Raw genomic sequence first — 16,296 nt, 5'->3', positions numbered from 1 at the left:
CCCTATTCGTCCTCAGGCAGGCCGAAGCCGTAGCGGACCATGATCTCTCGCGCCGACGGTCCGTTGATGTAGTCGTAAAAGGCTTCCGCCACGGGTCCGGCATTGTTGAGCAAGGCCATGCGCTGGCGCAAGGGCGCGTGCCAATCCTCGGGGATCAATTCGTAGGTGCCGAGTTCCTGGACATTTGGCGCAAGCGCCAGCGAATAGGCGATGATTCCGCCATCGGCATTGCCCGATAGCGCGAATTGCGCGGCCTGGCTGACGTTTTCGCCCAGCACCATGAAGGGCTGGAGATCGTCCCACAGTCCCTTGTGGCGCAATGCCTCGGCAGCGCGCATGCCGTAGGGGGCGTGCTCGGGATTGGCGATGGCGAAGCGGTTGATCTCGCCCGCTTCGAGGGCCGCCGCCAGTGTGTCGAGCTGGCCGTCGGTGACGAGAGACGAGCCGTGAGGGACCATCATCACGATGCGACCGATCGCATAAAGGTCGCCTTCGTCACGCGTGAGCCCGTCGGCATGCAGATCGTCGATGAATTTTTCGTCGGCTGCCATGAAGATCTGGAACGGCGCGCCCGCGCGAATCTGGCGAGCGAAATTTCCGGTCGAACCCATCGACAGACGAACCCGCATGCCGGTTTCCGCAGCGAAAGCGGCGGCGATCTCCTCAACCGCGAATTGCAGATCAGACGCTGCAGCGATCACCGGAGGGTCGTCTTGGGCGCTTGATGCAGTGATCCCGGTAGCAAATGCCCACCATGCAATCAGCCCGATTGCCGCTCTCCTGCGGATTTCGTGAAGCATTGTTGGTCCTGCCGATATGTCTGGTCGGACATATCAAGATGACGGCCGGCAGATTGGCAAGCGTAAAGTGAAAGCGCGGAGAGGATGGCGACGCTTTTGCCGGCGCAGACCCTTCATCCTATGTCTCCTCATCCACCCCGCGAAATGCGAAAGACCCACACCGGCCCGGTCTTCTCCTGCGACAGCATCTTGTGGCCGTCTTCGGTCACGAAATGCGGCACGTCGATGGCCGAGACGGGGTCGGTGCATTCGAGCACCAGCACGTCGCCGTGCGACAGCGACCGCATGGCCTTGCGCGCCTTGAGCACGGGCAGGGGGCAGTTCAGCCCGCGCAGATCCAGCCGTTTTTCCGTCATTCTTTCGCGACCCTCGCCCGCACTGGCCGTGATCTAAGGCAGTGCGGGCGGCGGAGCAACGATGTCGCTCACGCCTTGCCGTAGCCGCCGGCGGTCGGCGTGACGACGGTGACAGCCTCGCCGGCCTCCAGAATCGTCTGGTCGCAGGCCCTGAGGCGTTCGACCGTGCCGTCCAGCCGCCTGACCTCGGTGCGGCCCGGCAGGCCCTCGCCTCCGCCCTCGATGCCTTGCGGGGCAAGGGTACGGTGGGAGGAGAGGATGGCGCAGTCCATGCGCTTGAGGAAGCGCAGGGTGCGTGTCGTTCCGTCGCCTGCCGGACAGGCGCCCTTGCCGCCGGATCCGGCCCGCAACGCGAAATTTTCCAGCATGACGGGGAAACGCATTTCGAGAATTTCCGGGTCGGTCAGGCGCGAATTGGTCATATGCACATGGACGCCCGAGGTGCCCCGGAAACCGCGGCCGTCGTTCATGCGACCGGCGGGCGAGCCCGAGCAGATGGTCTCGTAATACTGGTACTCGTCATTACCGAAGGTCAGGTTGTTCATCGTGCCCTGGCTGTTGGCAATCGCCCCCAGCGCACCGAAAATGGCGTTGGTGACGTGCTGGGAGGTCTCGACATTGCCGGCAACGACCGCGCGCGGATAGGCGGGCTTCAGCATGCAGCCCTCGGGGATAACGATCCGGATTGGCCGCAGACAACCGGCATTCATGGGAATCGGGGATTCCACCATGACGCGGAAGCAGTAGAGCACCGCCGCACGCGCGACCGGCTCGGGCGCGTTGAAATTGTTCTCCATCGCGGCGGACGTGCCGGTGAAGTCGACGGTCGCCTCGCGCTTCTTGCGGTCGACGGTGATTTTCACCTTGATCACCTGGCCGGTATCGGTCGGGTATTCGTATTCGGCATCCTCCAGCCGCCCGAGCAGACGGGCGACCTCTTCGGCCGCGTTGTCCTGCACATGGCCCATATAGGCCTGCACGACATCAAGGCCGAACTCGCTCACCATCTTGCGCAGTTCGGCGATGCCGCGCTCGTTGGCGGCGATCTGGGCCTTGAGATCCGCAATGTTCTGCGCCGGATTGCGGCAGGGGTAGGGGTGGTCGGTCAGGAGGTGGTGCAGCTCCTTCTCGCGGAACGAACCCTGGTCGACGAGGCGGAAATTGTCGATCAGCACGCCTTCCTCGTCCACCGTGGTGGCGAGTGGCGTCATCGAGCCGGGGGCCGTGCCGCCGACATCGGCATGGTGGCCGCGCGAGGCGACCCAGAAGAGGATCTCCTTGCCTTCTCCATCGAAGACCGGGCTCACCACGGTGATGTCGGGCAGATGGGTGCCGCCATTATAGGGGGCGTTGAGCGCGAAGACGTCGCCGGGCCGTATCTGGCCCTCGTTGAGGCGGATGATGGTTTCCACCGAGCGGTCCATGGAGCCCAGATGCACCGGCATGTGCGGCGCGTTGGCCACCAGCGCGCCGTCGGCGTCGAAGACGGCACAAGAGAAGTCGAGCCGCTCCTTGATGTTGACCGAATGCGCCGTGTTCTGCAGCGCCACGCCCATCTGTTCGGCGATGTTCATGAAGAGGTTGTTGAAGACCTCGAGCAGGATCGGGTCGGCCTGTTTCGTGCCGATGGCCTGGCTGCGCTGCATCTTCTCGTGGCGGGACAGGACGACATGGTCGGCATCGGTGATGCGGGCGGTCCAGCCGGGCTCGATGACGATGGTCTGGTTGGCCTCGATGATCAGGGCAGGGCCCTTGACGCGGTTGCCAGGGGCTAGCCCCTCGCGGCGGTAGATGCCGGCCTCGCGCCACTCGCCGCCGGAGAAGATGCGGCGCGTGGTGTCGGTCGACGCATCGGCTTCCTGCAGGTCCGACTTCGTTTCGGCAGCCGCCGCATCGGCGATCTCGGCGCCCTCGACCTCGACCGCCTCGACGGTGATCGGCTTGTCGGGTGTGATGAAGCCGAACTGCGCCTTGTGCATCTCCTCGAAGATCTTGCGCACGGCATCGAGATCGCCGTCGAAGACGACGTCGAGCGTGGTGTCGGTGCCGTCATAGCGCAGATGCAGCTTGGTGCGGGTCATCACCTCTTTGTCGGAGATGCCCTGCTCGGCGAGTTCGGTGCGCACGGCTTGCGTCAGCTCCGCCTCGAGGGCCGACATGGCTTCACTGCTTTGCGGCGACAGCGGCTGGACGAGACCCTGCTGGCGGCTGGCGGTGACTGTGGCAAGCCCCATGCCGTAGGCCGACAACAGGCCGGATAGCGGATGGATGAGGATGTTCTCCATGCCGAGCGAATCGGCCACCAGGCAGGCATGCTGGCCGCCGGCACCGCCGAAGGAGTTAAGCAGATAGCGGGTGACGTCGTAGCCGCGCTGGACCGAGATCTTCTTGATGGCGTTGGCCATGTTCTCGACGGCGATCTTGAGGAAGCCTTCGGCGACCTGCTCGGGCGAGCGGCCTTCGCCGACATCGCGCGCGATGTCGGCGAATTTCCCGGCAACCGCCTCGCGGTCGAGCGGCTGGTCCTGGTCGGGGCCGAAGATGGCGGGGAAGAATTCCGGGTTGAGCTTGCCCAGCATCACATTGGCGTCGGTGACTGTCAGCGGGCCGCCCCGACGGTAGCAGGCGGGACCCGGATCTGCCCCGGCCGAATCCGGGCCGACGCGGAAGCGGCCGGGATCGGCGTGCAGGATCGAGCCGCCTCCGGCTGCCACGGTGTGGATGCGCATCATCGGCGCGCGAATGCGCACGCCGGCAACTTCGGTGTCGAAGGCGCGCTCGAACTCGCCCGCCGAATGCGCTACGTCAGTCGAGGTGCCGCCCATGTCGAAGCCGATGACGCGCGGGAAGCCGGCGAGCTCGGCCGTGCGAACCATGCCGACGACGCCGCCGGCAGGGCCAGACAGGATCGCGTCCTTGCCCTGGAACTTCTCGGCCGCCGTCAGCCCGCCCGACGACATCATGAACTGCAGCGTCGGGCCGGGCTCGCCGGGCGGGGTGGCGCCCAGCGTGTTTGCCACGCGCTCCACATATCGGCGCAGGACCGGCGAGAGATAGGCATCGACTACCGTCGTGTCGCCACGCCCGACCAGCTTGATCAGCGGCGAGACCTCGTGGCTGACCGAGACCTGCGCAAAGCCCATTTCACGCACGAGCTTGGCAAGGGCCGCCTCGTGCTGCGGGTTCTGCCAGGCGTGCATCAGCACGATGGCGACGGCCTCGATTCCGTCCGCACGGGCCTTCTCCAGGGCAGGGCGCACGGAATCCAGGTCCAGCGGCACTTCGAGCGTGCCGTCGGCCATCAGACGCTCCTCGACCTCCTCGACGCGCTCGTAGAGCTGTTCGGGAAGCACGATCTCCTTGGCGAAGATGTCGGGGCGGGCCTGATAGGCGATCCTCAACGCATCGCGGAAACCGCGCGTGATGAGCAGCAGCGTGCGGTCGCCCTTGCGCTCCAGAAGCGCGTTGGTGGCGACCGTCGTGCCCATGCGCACCGTGCCGATGATGTCGGACGGCATGGCGGCGCCGGCCGCGACGCCGAGCAGGCGTCGGATGCCCTCGATCGCGGCGTCCTCGTAGGCCTCCGGGTTCTCCGACAGGAGCTTGAGGGGCTGGATGTCGCCGGCCGGATCGCGGCCGATCACGTCGGTGAAGGTGCCGCCGCGGTCGATCCAGAAATCCCAGCGTCCGTGCGTGCCCTGACCTGAACTCGACATAAGATTCTCTCCGATCCCACCCCCGCGACACGTCGTTGCATCGCTCACTTACAAATCGTTGACAAATTGCGAATGAGCAGTCAACCTCCGATTTGACGCCACGTAATGGCGCCGCGAAGGAACAGCCTCCTTCGCAACCAACAGAGGGAGACTTCAGGTCATGAAACACTTCACCAAGGCCGCACTGACGGGAGCCGCCATGGCCGCGCTGATGGCGGCGCCGGCAATGGCACAGACTGCCTGGGACATGCCGACCCCCTATGGCGACGGCATCTTCCACACCCAGAACATCATGCAGTTCGCCGACGATCTCCGGGAGAAGTCCGACGGCGCGATCGACATCACCGTCCATTCGGCCAATTCGCTGTTCGGCCATGCCGAGATCAAGGACGCGGTGCGTGATGGGCTCGTGCCGATCGGCGAGATCCTCCTGTCGCGTCTTGCCAACGAGGATCCGATCTTCGCGCTCGATTCCATCCCCTTCCTTGCGTCGTCCTATGACGAGGCAGAGGCACTGTGGGAGGTCTCGCGTGAGGCCGTCTCCGAGGCTCTCGCAGAGCAGGGCCTGACCGTCCTCTACGCCGTGCCGTGGCCCGGTCAGAGCCTCTATCTGCGCCAGGAGGTCACCGACCCCGCGCAGATGGAAGGCCTCTCCTTCCGTGCCTACAATGTCGCCACCGAGCGGCTGGCCGAGCTGCTGGGCGCCACCCCGACCCAGGTCGAGGAGACCGACATCCCGACCGCCTTCTCGACGGGCCGCGTGGAAGCCATGATCACTTCGCCCTCGACCGGCGCCAACGCGCAGGCCTGGGATTTCGTCACGCACTACATCGACACGCAGGCCTGGCTGCCCAAGAACATCGTCTTCGTGAACACGGATGCCTTCGAGGCGCTGTCTGACGAGGAGCGCGCGGCGCTGCTCGAGGCAGCGGCGGAAGCAGAGACCCGCGGCTGGGAGATGTCGCGCGCCGAGACCGAAGAGAAGATCGCGGCGCTGGAAGAAGGTGGCATGGAGATCATGCAGCCCTCCGAGGCGCTTTCGGCCAAGCTGCAGGAAGTCGGCGCGACCATGACCGCCGAGTGGGAAGCGCAGGCCGGCGAGACCGGTGCTGCGGTTGTCGAGGCCTACCGCAGCCGATAGTCTTCCAACACGGGCGGGTCCTTCGACCCGCCCGAACTCTTTCTGGGACAAGCCGATGCGCAAGGCTCTGGACGGTCTCTATGCGGCCGCGCTCGCGGGCGCGTGCCTGGCGATGGTGATCATCGCTTCACTCGTATTCGTACAGGTTCTCGGCCGCATGGCAGACCGCGTCGGCGTCTGGCTCGGTGTCGGCCGGTTCGGCCTTGCCGTGCCGTCGCTGGCCGAACTCGGCGGCTTCCTTTTCGTGGCCGCCGCGTTCCTGGCGCTGCCCTACACGCTGCGGGCCGCGGGCCACGTGCGCGTGACCCTCATCCTGAGGTTCCTGCCGCCTGCCGCTGACCGCTGGATTTCGGCGCTGGTGCTGCTCGTCGCCATCGGCCTGATGTGTTTCGCGACCTGGTTCATGGGATGGCAGACGGTCGCCTCGTATGATCGCGGGTCGGTCTCGTACGGGCTCATCCCGATCCCGCTCTGGCTGCCGCAAACGGTCATGACGCTGGGCCTCGTCATCTTCGTGGTGGCGCTTGTCGACGAATTCGTCGCCGTCATGCGTGGCGAGGGGGCCGCCTTCCGCAAGGCCGAACTCGAACGCGAGCAGGCGGAGGGCTACCGCTGATGGATATGGGCCTCCTTTCCATCATTCTCGTCGTCGTGCTGTTCGGCTTCCTCCTGTCCGGACTGTGGGTCGGCTTCGCGCTGATGGCGGTCGGGCTGGTCGCCATGGAACTGGCGACTTCCGCACCCGTCGGCCAGGTCTTCGCCCGCCGCGTCTGGGGCGCGCTGAACAGCTGGGATCTCACCGCGCTGCCCATGTTCATCTGGATGGGCGAGATCCTGTTCCGGTCGCGATTGTCCTCCGACATGTTCGCTGGGCTGGCGCCGCTGACGCGCCGGCTGCCAGGGCGGCTGCTGCACGTCAACGTCTTCGGCTGCGCGCTCTTTGCCGCCGTCTCGGGCTCGTCTGCCGCCACAACGGCGACGGTGGGCCGCATGTCGCTGCCGGAGCTTAAATCGCGCGGCTACGATGCCCGCATCGCCATCGGCACGCTGGCGGGTTCGGGCACGTTCGGCTTCCTCATCCCGCCCTCCATCATCCTGATCGTCTATGGCGCGGCGACCGAGCAGTCGATCGCACGGCTGTTCCTGGCCGGCGTCATACCCGGCATCATGCTGGCGGCGATGTTTGCGGGTTACATCATGCTGTGGGCGCTCCTGAACAAGAACAAGATGCCCGAGCCGGAGCCCGCGCCGAGCTGGCGGGAAAAGATACACGCCTTCACGCTGCTCCTGCCGACGGTGGGTCTCATCATCGCGGTGATCGGCTCCATCTATGGCGGGCTGGCCTCGCCCACGGAGGCGGCGGTGGTCGGCGTGGTGGGCGCGCTGGCGATTTCCTGGGCAACCGGCGGGCTGGACCGGTCGAGCTTCGTGGCCTCGCTGCGCGGATCGGCGATCACCACCTGCATGATCGCCTTCATCCTGGCTGGCGCCTCCTTCCTGACCGTCGCGATGGGCTTTACCGGCATCCCGCGGGCGCTGGCGGCCTGGATCGGAGACCAGGGCTATTCGCAGTTCGCGCTGCTGGCGGCGCTGCTCGTCTTCTTCATCGTGCTTGGCTTCTTCCTCGACGGTATTTCGATCGTGGTGCTGACGACGTCGGTCATCCTGCCCATGGTGCTGGCGGCGGGCATCGATCCGATCTGGTTCGGTGTCTTCCTGGTGCTGGTGGTGGAGATGAGCCAGATCACGCCGCCGGTTGGCTTCAACCTGTTCGTCATCCAATCGATCACGGGGAGGGGCATCTTCGAGATCGCGCGTTATGCGCTGCCCTTCTTCCTGATCCTGGTGCTGGCAACCGCTATCCTGTCCATCTTTCCGGAGATCGCGCTATGGCTTCCGAGCACGATGATGAACCGATGATCGCGCCCGGCATCGGGCCGGTCGTCTCCTCGGCGCATCTGGCCAATTCCAGCCTGCCGGCCCTCTCGGAGGTGGAGTTCGCGCTGACGATGGCCAACAACGCCTTCCAGCGCTGGATCGTGCGCTGCATGGGGGCGGCCGGCGGGCCGGCCATGTCACCGCTCGAAGTGCTGATCGTTCATCTCGTCCATCATCGTGAGCGGCCCAAGACGCTGGCCGACATCTGCCTCGTCTTGAACATCGAGGACACGCATCTGGCCAATTACGCCATCAAGAAGCTGGTCGAGCACGGGCTGGTGAAGGCAGGACGCAGCGGCAAGGAAAAGACCATCTCGATCACCGAGAAGGGTGCAAAACTCTGCGCGCGCTATGCGGAGGTGCGGGAGGCGCTGGTGGTGCGCGCGGCCCGCCAACTCGGCCACGACCCTGCCGACATCTCGCGCATGGCGGCGCTGATGCGCACCCTGTCCGGTGCCTACGACCAGGCCGCCCGCGCCGCCGCCTCGCTCTGATCGATGCTGGCGGCTCTCCGCTTCCTGTCGCGCCACGGCAAGCTGGTGCTCATCGCCGGCTTGGTGGCCGGGGCGGGCCTGCCCGATCTCGCACAGGCGCTGAGGCCGGCGATCGCGCCGATGATCGTCTCGCTGCTTTTCCTGGCCGTGTTGCGGCTGGGACCCGAGGGGCTGAAGGCCGGCATGAAGGGCATGCACCGGGCGGCAGGCCTGGCGCTCGTCCTGCAACTGGCTCTTCCGGTGTCGGCGGCACTGGGTTTCGCCGCACTCGGCTGGCTGGCCCATCCGCTGGCGATGGGCGTGATCCTGGTGCTGGCGGCTGCCCCCATCACCGGCAGCCCCAACATCACGCTGATGGCGGGCGGCGATCCGGCACCCGCCTTGCGCCAGCTCGTCATCGGCACCGCGCTCCTGCCGCTGACCGTCATCCCCGTCTTCTGGCTGATGCCGGCCTTCGGCAGCCCGGTTGCGGTGGCGCGCGCCGCACTCGAATTGCTGGGGCTGATCGCGCTGGCGGGCGGGGCGGCGCTGGCGCTGAGGCACTTTCGTATCGTGCCGGGGAGCCAGAACGCCTATGACGCCATGGACGGGCTGGCGGCGCTGCTTCTGGGGCTGGTCGTAATCGGGCTGATGTCGGCCATTGGTCCCGCGATCCTCAACGACCGGCGTGACCTCCTGCTCGCGATGGCGGCGGTGTTCGCGCTCAACATACCGCTGCAGATGGTCACGAGCCTCGTCGCGCGCCGGGCCGAACCGCGCGCCGCGCCCGCGCTCGGCGTGGTGGCCGGCAACCGCAATGTCGCGCTGTTCCTGAGCGTGCTCCCGGCGCAGACAGCCGAGGAACTGCTGCTCTTCATCGGCTGCTTCCAGGTGCCGATGTATGTGACGCCCTTCCTGCTCGCCCGCTGGTACCGCTGGACGGCCAGGCCCTAGCCCCAGGGACCGACGAGTTCGTGGCGGGTCTCGCGCAGGATCTGCTTGTCGTCCTTGGTGTAGATCGGATCGGACTTCGGATCGAAGCGCGGGTCGAGTGCGCGGATGCGCTGGTCGAGCGGCGGATGGGTGGAAAACAGCCCCACGAAAGAGCCGGTGGCCTGCGCGAAGAACATGTGGCGCGCCTCTTCGGCATGCCCGTTCTCGACATGGCTGCCGGCTGCCGTCGCCCCAATCTTCTTCAGCGCGTTGGCAAGCCCTTGCGGGTTGCGCGTGAACTGCACGCCGGTCGCATCTGCCAGATATTCGCGCTTGCGCGACACCGCGCTCTGCAGGATGCGTCCGCCGAGCACGCCCAGCGAACCCAGCACCACCATGGCGATCCCGATGGCCAGCATCGGCGCCGCGCCCCTGTTGTCGCGGCTGCCGCCGCGCGACAGGGCCGCGCTGCGCAGCACGACGCGGCCGATCGTGTAGAGCGCCACGAGCCCGAAGACCATGCCCATCAGGCGCACGTTGAGCCGCGTGTCGAGATTGGCGATGTGCGCCATCTCGTGGGCGACGACGCCGGCAAGCTCCTCGCGGTTCAGCTTGACCAGCGCCCCATGCGTCACGCCGATGGCGGCCTTCTCGGGCGAACCGCCTGCGGCAAAGGCGTTGATGCCCTGCTCATGCTTGACGACGAAGGCCCGTGGGCGCGGCAGGCCGGCGGCGATCGACATCTCGTCTATGATGTTGAGATAGCGCTTCTTGAACGGGTTCTGGGTGTCTTCCGTCACCTCCTCGGCGCCGAGCGACTGCGCGACGCGCGCGCCGTCCGAGCCCAGGCTGGCGATCTTGAAGAAGGAGACGGCGAAGATGACCGCCATCACAACGAGCGAGACGCCGATGGCAAGTTCAGGCACCACCCGAAGCTCGTCAACCTGGGCCACCTGTTCCTCGACGAGGAAGATCGAGGCAAGCGTGCCCAGAATGCCGGCGATCAGCGCCACCATGACCACGAACAGCGCCACGAGCACGAAGCTCATGCGGCGAGACCGCTCCTGCTGGGCCCTGAAATCAAAGCTGGCCATGTGGGGTCAGGTCCGCCGGGTCAGCTGAACGACACCTTCGGCGCCTGCTGGATCGCCTCGCGGTCCTCGAATTCCAGCATGCCGACCTCGCGGAACCCGAAGGTGCTGGCCACGAAGTTGGAGGGCACGCTCTGAACGGCATTGTTGTAGGACATGCCTGCGTCGTTATAGGCCTGCCTTGCATAGGCGACACGGTTTTCCGTCGAGGTCAGCTCTTCCTGGAACTGCATGAAATTCGCGCTGGCCTTGAGATCGGGATAGGCCTCCGACAGGGCGAAAAGGCGGCCGAGCATGCCGCCGAGAGCGCCTTCCGCCTGGCCGAGCTGGGCCATGGCCTTCGGATCGCCGACCGCATTGCCCACCGCCTGGCGGATCTGTTCGGCCTGGTTGCGGGCCTGGATCACCGCCTCGAGCGTCTCGCGCTCGTGCTTCATGTAGCCCTTCACGGTCTCCACCAGCTGGGGGATCAGGTCGTGACGACGCTTCAACTGCACGTCGACCTGGGCAAAGGCGTTGATGTAGGCGTTCCGGAGCCGGACGAGGTTGTTGTAGAGAACGACAACAAAGACGACCAGCGCCACGATGACGAGCAGGACGATGATGAGTTCCACGCTGGGTCTCCTTGAAATGGGCTGGGCCGGCGCCGAAGCGTGCGACGCATGTTGGCGCGAACATAATCGCGGCGCAGCAGCGCGTCCAGACGTCGGGGCGGAAGTCCGGCTTCAGGCGAGCCGGCGCGGCGCCTCGGGGTCGCAATAGATGCCGTAGAGCGTCTCGAGAACGCGCTCCACCTCGCTCGAGGCCAGCGAATAGAAGATCTGCTGTGCCTCGCGGCGCGTGGTGACGAGCTTCATGGCCCTGAGCTTGGCCAGTTGCTGGGAGACCGCGGTCTGGTTCATGCCCAGGCGCTCGGCCAGGGTGCCGACGGTGCATTCGCCGTCCAGCAGATAGCACAGGATCATCAGGCGGTTGGTGTTGGCCATCGCCAGAAGCAGTTCGGAGGCTTCTCCAGCCACACGCGTCATCTGCGCGGCATCCATCTTGCGTTTATTCATATCTTCGCATATATGCAGTTTCGTTGATTTGTACAACTGCATTCTGGCACCCCCCGACCCCGATGACCATGGGCGATTCCGGAACGGTGCCGGAAAAGGCACCAGCGCTTGCGAGAGGAGACCGACATGAACCAGATCCTGCCCTTTGCCCCGCACACGAGCCTCAAGCCGGAGGTCGTCGCCTTCTTCGACGAACCGACCAACACGATCTCCTACATCGTCAAGGATCCCGGTTCCGACGCCTGCGCGGTGGTGGATTCGGTGATGGACATCGACTACGCAGCGGGCCGCATCACCTATGATGGCGCCGACGCGATCATCCGCTACATTGAGGAGAAAGGCTGGAAGCTGGAGTGGATCATCGAGACCCACGTCCATGCCGACCATCTCTCGGCAGCGCCCTACATCCAGCAGAAGCTGGGCGGCAAGCTCGGCATTGGCGAAAACATCACCATCGTCCAGGACACGTTCGGCAAGGTCTTCAACGAGGGCACGGAGTTCCAGCGCGACGGCTCGCAGTTCGACCGCCTGTTCAAGGATGGCGATTCCTACACGATCGGCACCATGACCGCTTATGCGATGCACACGCCTGGCCACACGCCGGCCTGCATGACGCATGTGGTGGGCGATGCGGCCTTTGTTGGCGACACGCTGTTCATGCCCGATGGCGGTTCCGCACGCGCCGACTTCCCCGGCGGCGATGCGCGCGAGCTCTACCGCTCGATGAAGCGTGTTTTGGCGCTGCCCGATGAGACGCGGCTCTTCATGTGCCACGATTACGGGCCGAACGGGCGCGACATCGAGTGGGAAACCACGGTCGCCGAAGAACGCGCGCACAACATCCATGTGAAGGACGGGGTCAGCGAGGACGAGTTCGTGGCCATGCGCGAGGCGCGAGACGCCACGCTCGCGATGCCCAAGCTCATCATCCCGTCGCTGCAGGTCAATATGCGCGCCGGTCAGCTGCCGCCGAAGGACGAAGGCGGCAAGACCTTCCTCAAGGTGCCGGTCAACACGCTCTGACCGGCACGCCCCAGCCCCCCGAAAGGAACCACGAAATGAGCATCACCAAGATCAGCGACGATTTCTTCGTCGGCCCCCAGATCGAACCGTCGGACGTGGCCGCGCTGGCGCAAAACGGCTTCCGGTCCGTCATCTGCAACCGGCCGGACAACGAGCAGGCCGGCCAGCCAAGCGCCGAGGCCATGGGCAAGGCGGCTACGGAGGCGGGCCTGGCTTTCCACTACATCCCTGTCGTTCCGGGCCAGTCCGGCCGGGCGGAGGTAGAGGCCATGGCCAAGGCGCTGAAGGCGGCCGACGGACCGGTCTTCGCCTATTGCCGCTCGGGCGCGCGCTCGGCCGGCCTGTTCCAGGCCGCGCGTGCGGCCGTGACCTGACGGGAAACCGTCCCGTTCGCGAAGGCGCGGTTGACGGCGATCAAGGCGATTGCCGGCCGGCGGGGCGAGAATGAAGCGAGAGAGCGGGCGGCGCCCACGGGAGGAGACCATGTCAGACATCCATAGTGATCACCCCATGCCCAGCCGGCGTGCGTTCCTGAAGCTCGCGCTGGCGGCGGGGGCCTCGACGGGCCTTCTGGGATTGGGGCAGGCCCGGGCCGCCATCCGGTCCAATGCCCGCATCGTCATTGCCGGGGCAGGGGCCGCCGGTCTCGCCATGGCCAACCGGCTCAACTCCATGCTGGACGGCGCCAGGATCACGCTCATCGACGGGCGCAAGGCGCATTACTACCAGCCGGGTTTCACGCTGGTGGGCGCCGGTCTCAAGCCGGCATCCTACGTCGAATCCACCACCGGCGAGTTCGTGCCCCGCAATGCCGAATGGATCGAGGAGGCGGTCGCCGAATTCGATCCGGACGGCAATGCCGTAGTGACTTCCTCCGGGCGACGGGTCGAATACGACTTCCTGGTGATCGCTACCGGCCTGTCGCTCGACTACGAGGCGATCCAGGGCATGTCGCCCGACCTCATTGGTCGTGACGGCATCGGCTCGGTCTATGCGGGGCCGCAGGCGGCGGCAGCCACCTATGCCGAGATGTCGCGCTTTGCCGATACGGGCGGCGTGGGTCTGTTCGGCCGGCCGGCCACCGAAATGAAATGCGCCGGCGCGCCGCTGAAATATGCCTTCATCACCGAGGACACGCTTACGCGGCGCGGCAACCGCTCCAAGGCGGAGCTGATCTATGCCGCCCATGGCGGCGCGCTGTTCGGCGTGCCGATCGTGAGCGAGAAGGTGCGCATGCTCTTTGCCGAGCGCGGCATCGATACGGTCTACCGCCACGTGATGACGGCGATCGATCCGGTGCGCAAGATCGCCACCTACGATACGCCGGACGGCACACGCGAACTCGGCTACGACTTCATCCATGTCGTGCCGCCGCAGCGTGCGCCGCAGGCGGTTCGCAACAGCCCGCTTCCCTGGCAGGACGGGCCGCTGGCAGCCGATGGCTGGGTCGAGGCCAATCGCCAGACGCTGCGCCATCCCCGATATGACAACGTCTTCGCCGTCGGCGACATCGCCGGCGTGCCGAAGGGCAAGACGGCGGCCAGCGTGAAATGGCAGGTGCCGGTGGCGGCCGACCATCTCGTCGGCACCATTACCGGCACACCCGCCACCAGCGTCTACAACGGCTACACATCCTGCCCGCTGATCACCCGCATCGGCCGCGCCATGCTGATCGAGTTCGACTATGACGACAACCTCGTCCAGTCCTTCCCCGGGCTGGTCGCGCCGCTCGAGGAATTGTGGGTGTCGTGGGTGATGAAGGAAACGGCGCTGAAGCCGACCTATTACGCGATGGTTCGCGGTCTGGCCTGAGGAGGATATCATGCAGGAACTTGATCCATTCGTCTTCTTCGCCGTCTTTCAGGAGATGCTGGGCTTCTGGCTCTGGCTGCTCCTGGCGGTCGCGGCTCTGGGGATCGGAAGCTTCGTCTATGCGCTGGTCAAGGACCGGGGCATCCGGGCCGGGCGCTTTGTCTATGCCCAGATCGTCGGCATCGCCGGCGGCTTTGCCGCGCTGTTCTTCATGTGGTGGATCACCAGTTCGTCGATCCGCGATGTCGGTGGTGCGATCGACGTGGTGCTCGTCCTGGCGATCTGGGTGGGTGGTTTCCTCGGCGGAACCATTCTGAGCTACGGGCTGATGGGCCTGACCGGGAGATCGCGCCGCGAGACGCCGGTCGTTACCCGCATCCCAGCAGATACAAAGGCGGCCTGAAATCAGGCCGCGGCGACGAAGAGAAGCGTTGCCGCGGCCAGCCCGGCGCCGATCGACAGGAACCCCAGCGTCCGGCGCCGGTCCTGGCGCGATGCGGCGCCGCCGCCATAATCGAACCGCTCGTAGACGATGTTTGCCATCGGCAGGCCAAGGTCGAGCAGCGTGTCGGACACCGCCGTCACCATCGGGCCGGGCCCGCAGATCAGCGCGACCGTGCGCTGGCGGTCCAGTCCCTCCAGAAGCTCGCCGAGACGGTCGCGGTCGAGACGGCCGATCAGGCCCTGCCAATCGGGGCCGTCCTCCTCGCTCAGATACATCGTGCGCAGGTCGAGCCCGGACTTGGTTGCCTCGATCTCGTTGAGGCAGGCGAAGTTCTCCGGGATACCCGCCGCATATGCCAGCCTCACCGGCCGGCTGTCTGCGCGCGCGTGCATGTCGCGCAACAGCCCCATGATTGGCGCGATGCCGACCCCGCCCGCAAGCAGCAGCACCGCGTCGCAATCATGCGATTCAAGGGTGAACTCGCCATAGGGACCGTCGATGCCGATCGGCGTTCCCGGCGGGATCGACCCTATGGTGCGGGTAAAGTCGCCTGCCTCCTTGATGATCAGGCTGAGGCCTGGCCTTTGCGGGCTGTCGGCGATGGAGAAGGGGTGGTCGAAGATCGGCGCGCGCCGCGACCCTTCCGTCATCCAGACGAACTGGCCGGCATGATAGCGTCGCGGCGGCGTTTTCGGCTCTGGCTGGATATCGAGTTCCCACATGCGGTCGGCTCGCTTCGTGACGCTTGCGAGACGCCAGGGGTGGCGGTGCAGTTTCCACCAGCGCCAGCCATGCAGGATGAGGATGATGACGATGACCGCCACGCCGAGCGCCAGCCAGTAGGCATTCAGCAGACCGTGCATGCTGAACCGTCCCACGGAGACGGCATGGTGCAGCCCGCCGACGACGGCCACGAGTGCCAGCAGCACATGGCTCAGCCGCCAGGCCTCATAGGGCCAGGGCAGGCGGTCGCGCAGGATCGAACTGACGATCAGAAGCAAGAGCGCGCCCAGCGCCACAAGCCCGCTGCGATAATGCGGAAGCGTCAGATAGGCGACCAGGCGCTCGGTGCCGAGGGCGGGGTTCTCGAGCCAGGTCGGAAGCACGTAGAGGAAGGGGTGCAGGACCAGCGCCAGCAATACCCAGACCGCCGCCTGCTTGTGAAAGGCCATGATCTTGTCGATACCGAGCCTGCCGGAGACGGCCTCGAAACGGCCGGAGGTCACGAACTGGACCGCCATGGCGGCAAGTCCCACCAGACCGAGCGCAGCTGCCGCCTTCTCCCAGGCATCGAAAGGCGCGACCGCGCGGCCGACCGCCAGCATCAGCGCCGCGCCGCAAAAGGCAATATAGACAAAGGCAAGCGCCATTCCCGGCAAGCGAAAATGCGCGCCGCGCGTTGGCTTTTCCTTGCCGATTTCGGTTTCAGGAAAGGTCATGGGTTCCAACATTACCGGGGAAATGCCAGCATAGTCCAATGGGGTCGGCCAATATGCCTTGATGCTCGTCA

Annotated in this window: 16 protein-coding genes; 9 read left to right on the top strand and 7 right to left on the bottom strand. The window is 65.8% G+C overall.

From position 1 onward, the window contains the following. Positions 1-2 precede the first annotated feature (2 nt). The 3 genes from modA to GRZ55_RS08970 all read right to left on the bottom strand — a co-directional run bounded on the left by modA (position 3) and on the right by GRZ55_RS08970 (position 4,872). Positions 3-701 (bottom strand): molybdate ABC transporter substrate-binding protein, encoded by a 699-nt coding sequence (modA, locus tag GRZ55_RS08980; protein WP_368856602.1) that lies wholly within the window; start codon positions 699-701, stop codon positions 3-5. A 227-nt stretch (positions 702-928) separates the two neighbouring features. Further along, positions 929-1,156 (bottom strand): sulfurtransferase TusA family protein, encoded by a 228-nt coding sequence (locus GRZ55_RS08975; RefSeq protein WP_169286554.1) that lies wholly within the window; start codon positions 1,154-1,156, stop codon positions 929-931. Positions 1,157-1,224: 68 nt separating this feature from the next. Beyond that, positions 1,225-4,872 carry a hydantoinase B/oxoprolinase family protein gene (locus GRZ55_RS08970; protein ID WP_169286553.1) on the bottom strand — a complete coding sequence of 1,216 codons (3,648 nt, stop codon included), beginning with the start codon at positions 4,870-4,872 and terminating at the stop codon, positions 1,225-1,227. Between the two features lie 160 nt (positions 4,873-5,032). Here GRZ55_RS08970 and GRZ55_RS08965 point away from each other — a divergent pair, with 160 nt between their 5' ends. Genes GRZ55_RS08965 through GRZ55_RS08945 form a run of 5 tightly spaced genes read left to right on the top strand, consistent with a single transcriptional unit; the run spans position 5,033 to position 9,378 of the window. Then, the gene (locus GRZ55_RS08965) at positions 5,033-6,013 is read left to right on the top strand and encodes a TRAP transporter substrate-binding protein (protein WP_169286552.1); all 981 of its coding nucleotides are present in this window, start codon (positions 5,033-5,035) and stop codon (positions 6,011-6,013) included. A 55-nt stretch (positions 6,014-6,068) separates the two neighbouring features. Next, positions 6,069-6,629, top strand: a complete 561-nt coding sequence (locus GRZ55_RS08960; RefSeq protein WP_169286551.1) for a TRAP transporter small permease — start codon at positions 6,069-6,071, stop codon at positions 6,627-6,629. Next, positions 6,629-7,933, top strand: coding sequence for a TRAP transporter large permease (locus tag GRZ55_RS08955; protein WP_169286550.1), 1,305 nt, complete (start codon positions 6,629-6,631; stop codon positions 7,931-7,933). Before GRZ55_RS08960 ends, GRZ55_RS08955 begins: the two co-directional genes overlap by 1 nt. Beyond that, positions 7,903-8,445: a winged helix DNA-binding protein gene (locus GRZ55_RS08950; RefSeq protein WP_246734615.1), complete on the top strand. Its 543-nt coding sequence runs from the start codon at positions 7,903-7,905 to the stop codon at positions 8,443-8,445. Before GRZ55_RS08955 ends, GRZ55_RS08950 begins: the two co-directional genes overlap by 31 nt. Positions 8,446-8,448: 3 nt before the next feature. After that, on the top strand, positions 8,449-9,378 hold the full coding sequence (locus tag GRZ55_RS08945; RefSeq protein ID WP_169286549.1) for a hypothetical protein: 930 nt from the start codon (positions 8,449-8,451) through the stop codon (positions 9,376-9,378). Here the strand turns inward: GRZ55_RS08945 and GRZ55_RS08940 are convergent. The 3 genes from GRZ55_RS08940 to GRZ55_RS08930 all read right to left on the bottom strand — a co-directional run bounded on the left by GRZ55_RS08940 (position 9,375) and on the right by GRZ55_RS08930 (position 11,506). Beyond that, the gene (locus GRZ55_RS08940; protein WP_169286548.1) at positions 9,375-10,406 is read right to left on the bottom strand and encodes a M48 family metallopeptidase; all 1,032 of its coding nucleotides are present in this window, start codon (positions 10,404-10,406) and stop codon (positions 9,375-9,377) included. The genes GRZ55_RS08945 and GRZ55_RS08940 overlap by 4 nt on opposite strands. Positions 10,407-10,471: 65 nt before the next feature. Continuing rightward, positions 10,472-11,062, bottom strand: coding sequence for a LemA family protein (locus tag GRZ55_RS08935; protein ID WP_169286547.1), 591 nt, complete (start codon positions 11,060-11,062; stop codon positions 10,472-10,474). A gap of 111 nt (positions 11,063-11,173) precedes the next feature. After that, on the bottom strand, positions 11,174-11,506 hold the full coding sequence (locus GRZ55_RS08930) for a metalloregulator ArsR/SmtB family transcription factor (protein WP_246734614.1): 333 nt from the start codon (positions 11,504-11,506) through the stop codon (positions 11,174-11,176). 126 nt (positions 11,507-11,632) lie between these two features. On the opposite strand from GRZ55_RS08930, the gene GRZ55_RS08925 reads away from it, so the two are divergent. From GRZ55_RS08925 to GRZ55_RS08910, 4 genes are all read left to right on the top strand, one after another. Continuing rightward, positions 11,633-12,529: an MBL fold metallo-hydrolase gene (locus GRZ55_RS08925; RefSeq protein WP_169286546.1), complete on the top strand. Its 897-nt coding sequence runs from the start codon at positions 11,633-11,635 to the stop codon at positions 12,527-12,529. A gap of 35 nt (positions 12,530-12,564) precedes the next feature. Then, positions 12,565-12,903, top strand: coding sequence for a TIGR01244 family sulfur transferase (locus GRZ55_RS08920; protein ID WP_169286545.1), 339 nt, complete (start codon positions 12,565-12,567; stop codon positions 12,901-12,903). A gap of 109 nt (positions 12,904-13,012) precedes the next feature. Beyond that, positions 13,013-14,341, top strand: coding sequence for an NAD(P)/FAD-dependent oxidoreductase (locus tag GRZ55_RS08915; protein WP_246734613.1), 1,329 nt, complete (start codon positions 13,013-13,015; stop codon positions 14,339-14,341). Between the two features lie 10 nt (positions 14,342-14,351). After that, complete coding sequence (locus GRZ55_RS08910) at positions 14,352-14,744, top strand: DUF5368 domain-containing protein (protein WP_169286543.1); 393 nt, start codon at positions 14,352-14,354, stop codon at positions 14,742-14,744. A 2-nt stretch (positions 14,745-14,746) separates the two neighbouring features. Here GRZ55_RS08910 and GRZ55_RS08905 read toward each other — a convergent pair whose 3' ends face one another. Next, the gene (locus GRZ55_RS08905) at positions 14,747-16,225 is read right to left on the bottom strand and encodes a ferric reductase-like transmembrane domain-containing protein (protein ID WP_169286542.1); all 1,479 of its coding nucleotides are present in this window, start codon (positions 16,223-16,225) and stop codon (positions 14,747-14,749) included. Positions 16,226-16,296: the final 71 nt, after the last annotated feature.

This window comes from Chelativorans sp. ZYF759 (assembly GCF_012911015.1).
Taxonomy (GTDB): domain Bacteria; phylum Pseudomonadota; class Alphaproteobacteria; order Rhizobiales; family Rhizobiaceae; genus ZYF759.
This window is presented reverse-complemented; position numbering and strand designations above follow the sequence as displayed.

Excerpts from the sequence above, each read along its gene's own strand:
- GRZ55_RS08930 (WP_246734614.1), bottom strand. The coding sequence starts at position 11,506 with ATGAATAAACGCAAGATGGATGCCGCGCAGATGACGCGTGTGGCTGGA.
- GRZ55_RS08925 (WP_169286546.1), top strand. The coding sequence starts at position 11,633 with ATGAACCAGATCCTGCCCTTTGCCCCGCACACGAGCCTCAAGCCGGAG.
- GRZ55_RS08910 (WP_169286543.1), top strand. The coding sequence starts at position 14,352 with ATGCAGGAACTTGATCCATTCGTCTTCTTCGCCGTCTTTCAGGAGATG.
- GRZ55_RS08955 (WP_169286550.1), top strand. The coding sequence starts at position 6,629 with ATGGATATGGGCCTCCTTTCCATCATTCTCGTCGTCGTGCTGTTCGGC.
- GRZ55_RS08920 (WP_169286545.1), top strand. The coding sequence starts at position 12,565 with ATGAGCATCACCAAGATCAGCGACGATTTCTTCGTCGGCCCCCAGATC.
- GRZ55_RS08945 (WP_169286549.1), top strand. The coding sequence starts at position 8,449 with ATGCTGGCGGCTCTCCGCTTCCTGTCGCGCCACGGCAAGCTGGTGCTC.
- GRZ55_RS08940 (WP_169286548.1), bottom strand. The coding sequence starts at position 10,406 with ATGAGCTTCGTGCTCGTGGCGCTGTTCGTGGTCATGGTGGCGCTGATC.
- GRZ55_RS08950 (WP_246734615.1), top strand. The coding sequence starts at position 7,903 with ATGGCTTCCGAGCACGATGATGAACCGATGATCGCGCCCGGCATCGGG.
- GRZ55_RS08975 (WP_169286554.1), bottom strand. The coding sequence starts at position 1,156 with ATGACGGAAAAACGGCTGGATCTGCGCGGGCTGAACTGCCCCCTGCCC.
- GRZ55_RS08960 (WP_169286551.1), top strand. The coding sequence starts at position 6,069 with ATGCGCAAGGCTCTGGACGGTCTCTATGCGGCCGCGCTCGCGGGCGCG.
- GRZ55_RS08965 (WP_169286552.1), top strand. The coding sequence starts at position 5,033 with ATGAAACACTTCACCAAGGCCGCACTGACGGGAGCCGCCATGGCCGCG.
- GRZ55_RS08905 (WP_169286542.1), bottom strand. The coding sequence starts at position 16,225 with ATGACCTTTCCTGAAACCGAAATCGGCAAGGAAAAGCCAACGCGCGGC.
- GRZ55_RS08970 (WP_169286553.1), bottom strand. The coding sequence starts at position 4,872 with ATGTCGAGTTCAGGTCAGGGCACGCACGGACGCTGGGATTTCTGGATC.
- GRZ55_RS08915 (WP_246734613.1), top strand. The coding sequence starts at position 13,013 with ATGTCAGACATCCATAGTGATCACCCCATGCCCAGCCGGCGTGCGTTC.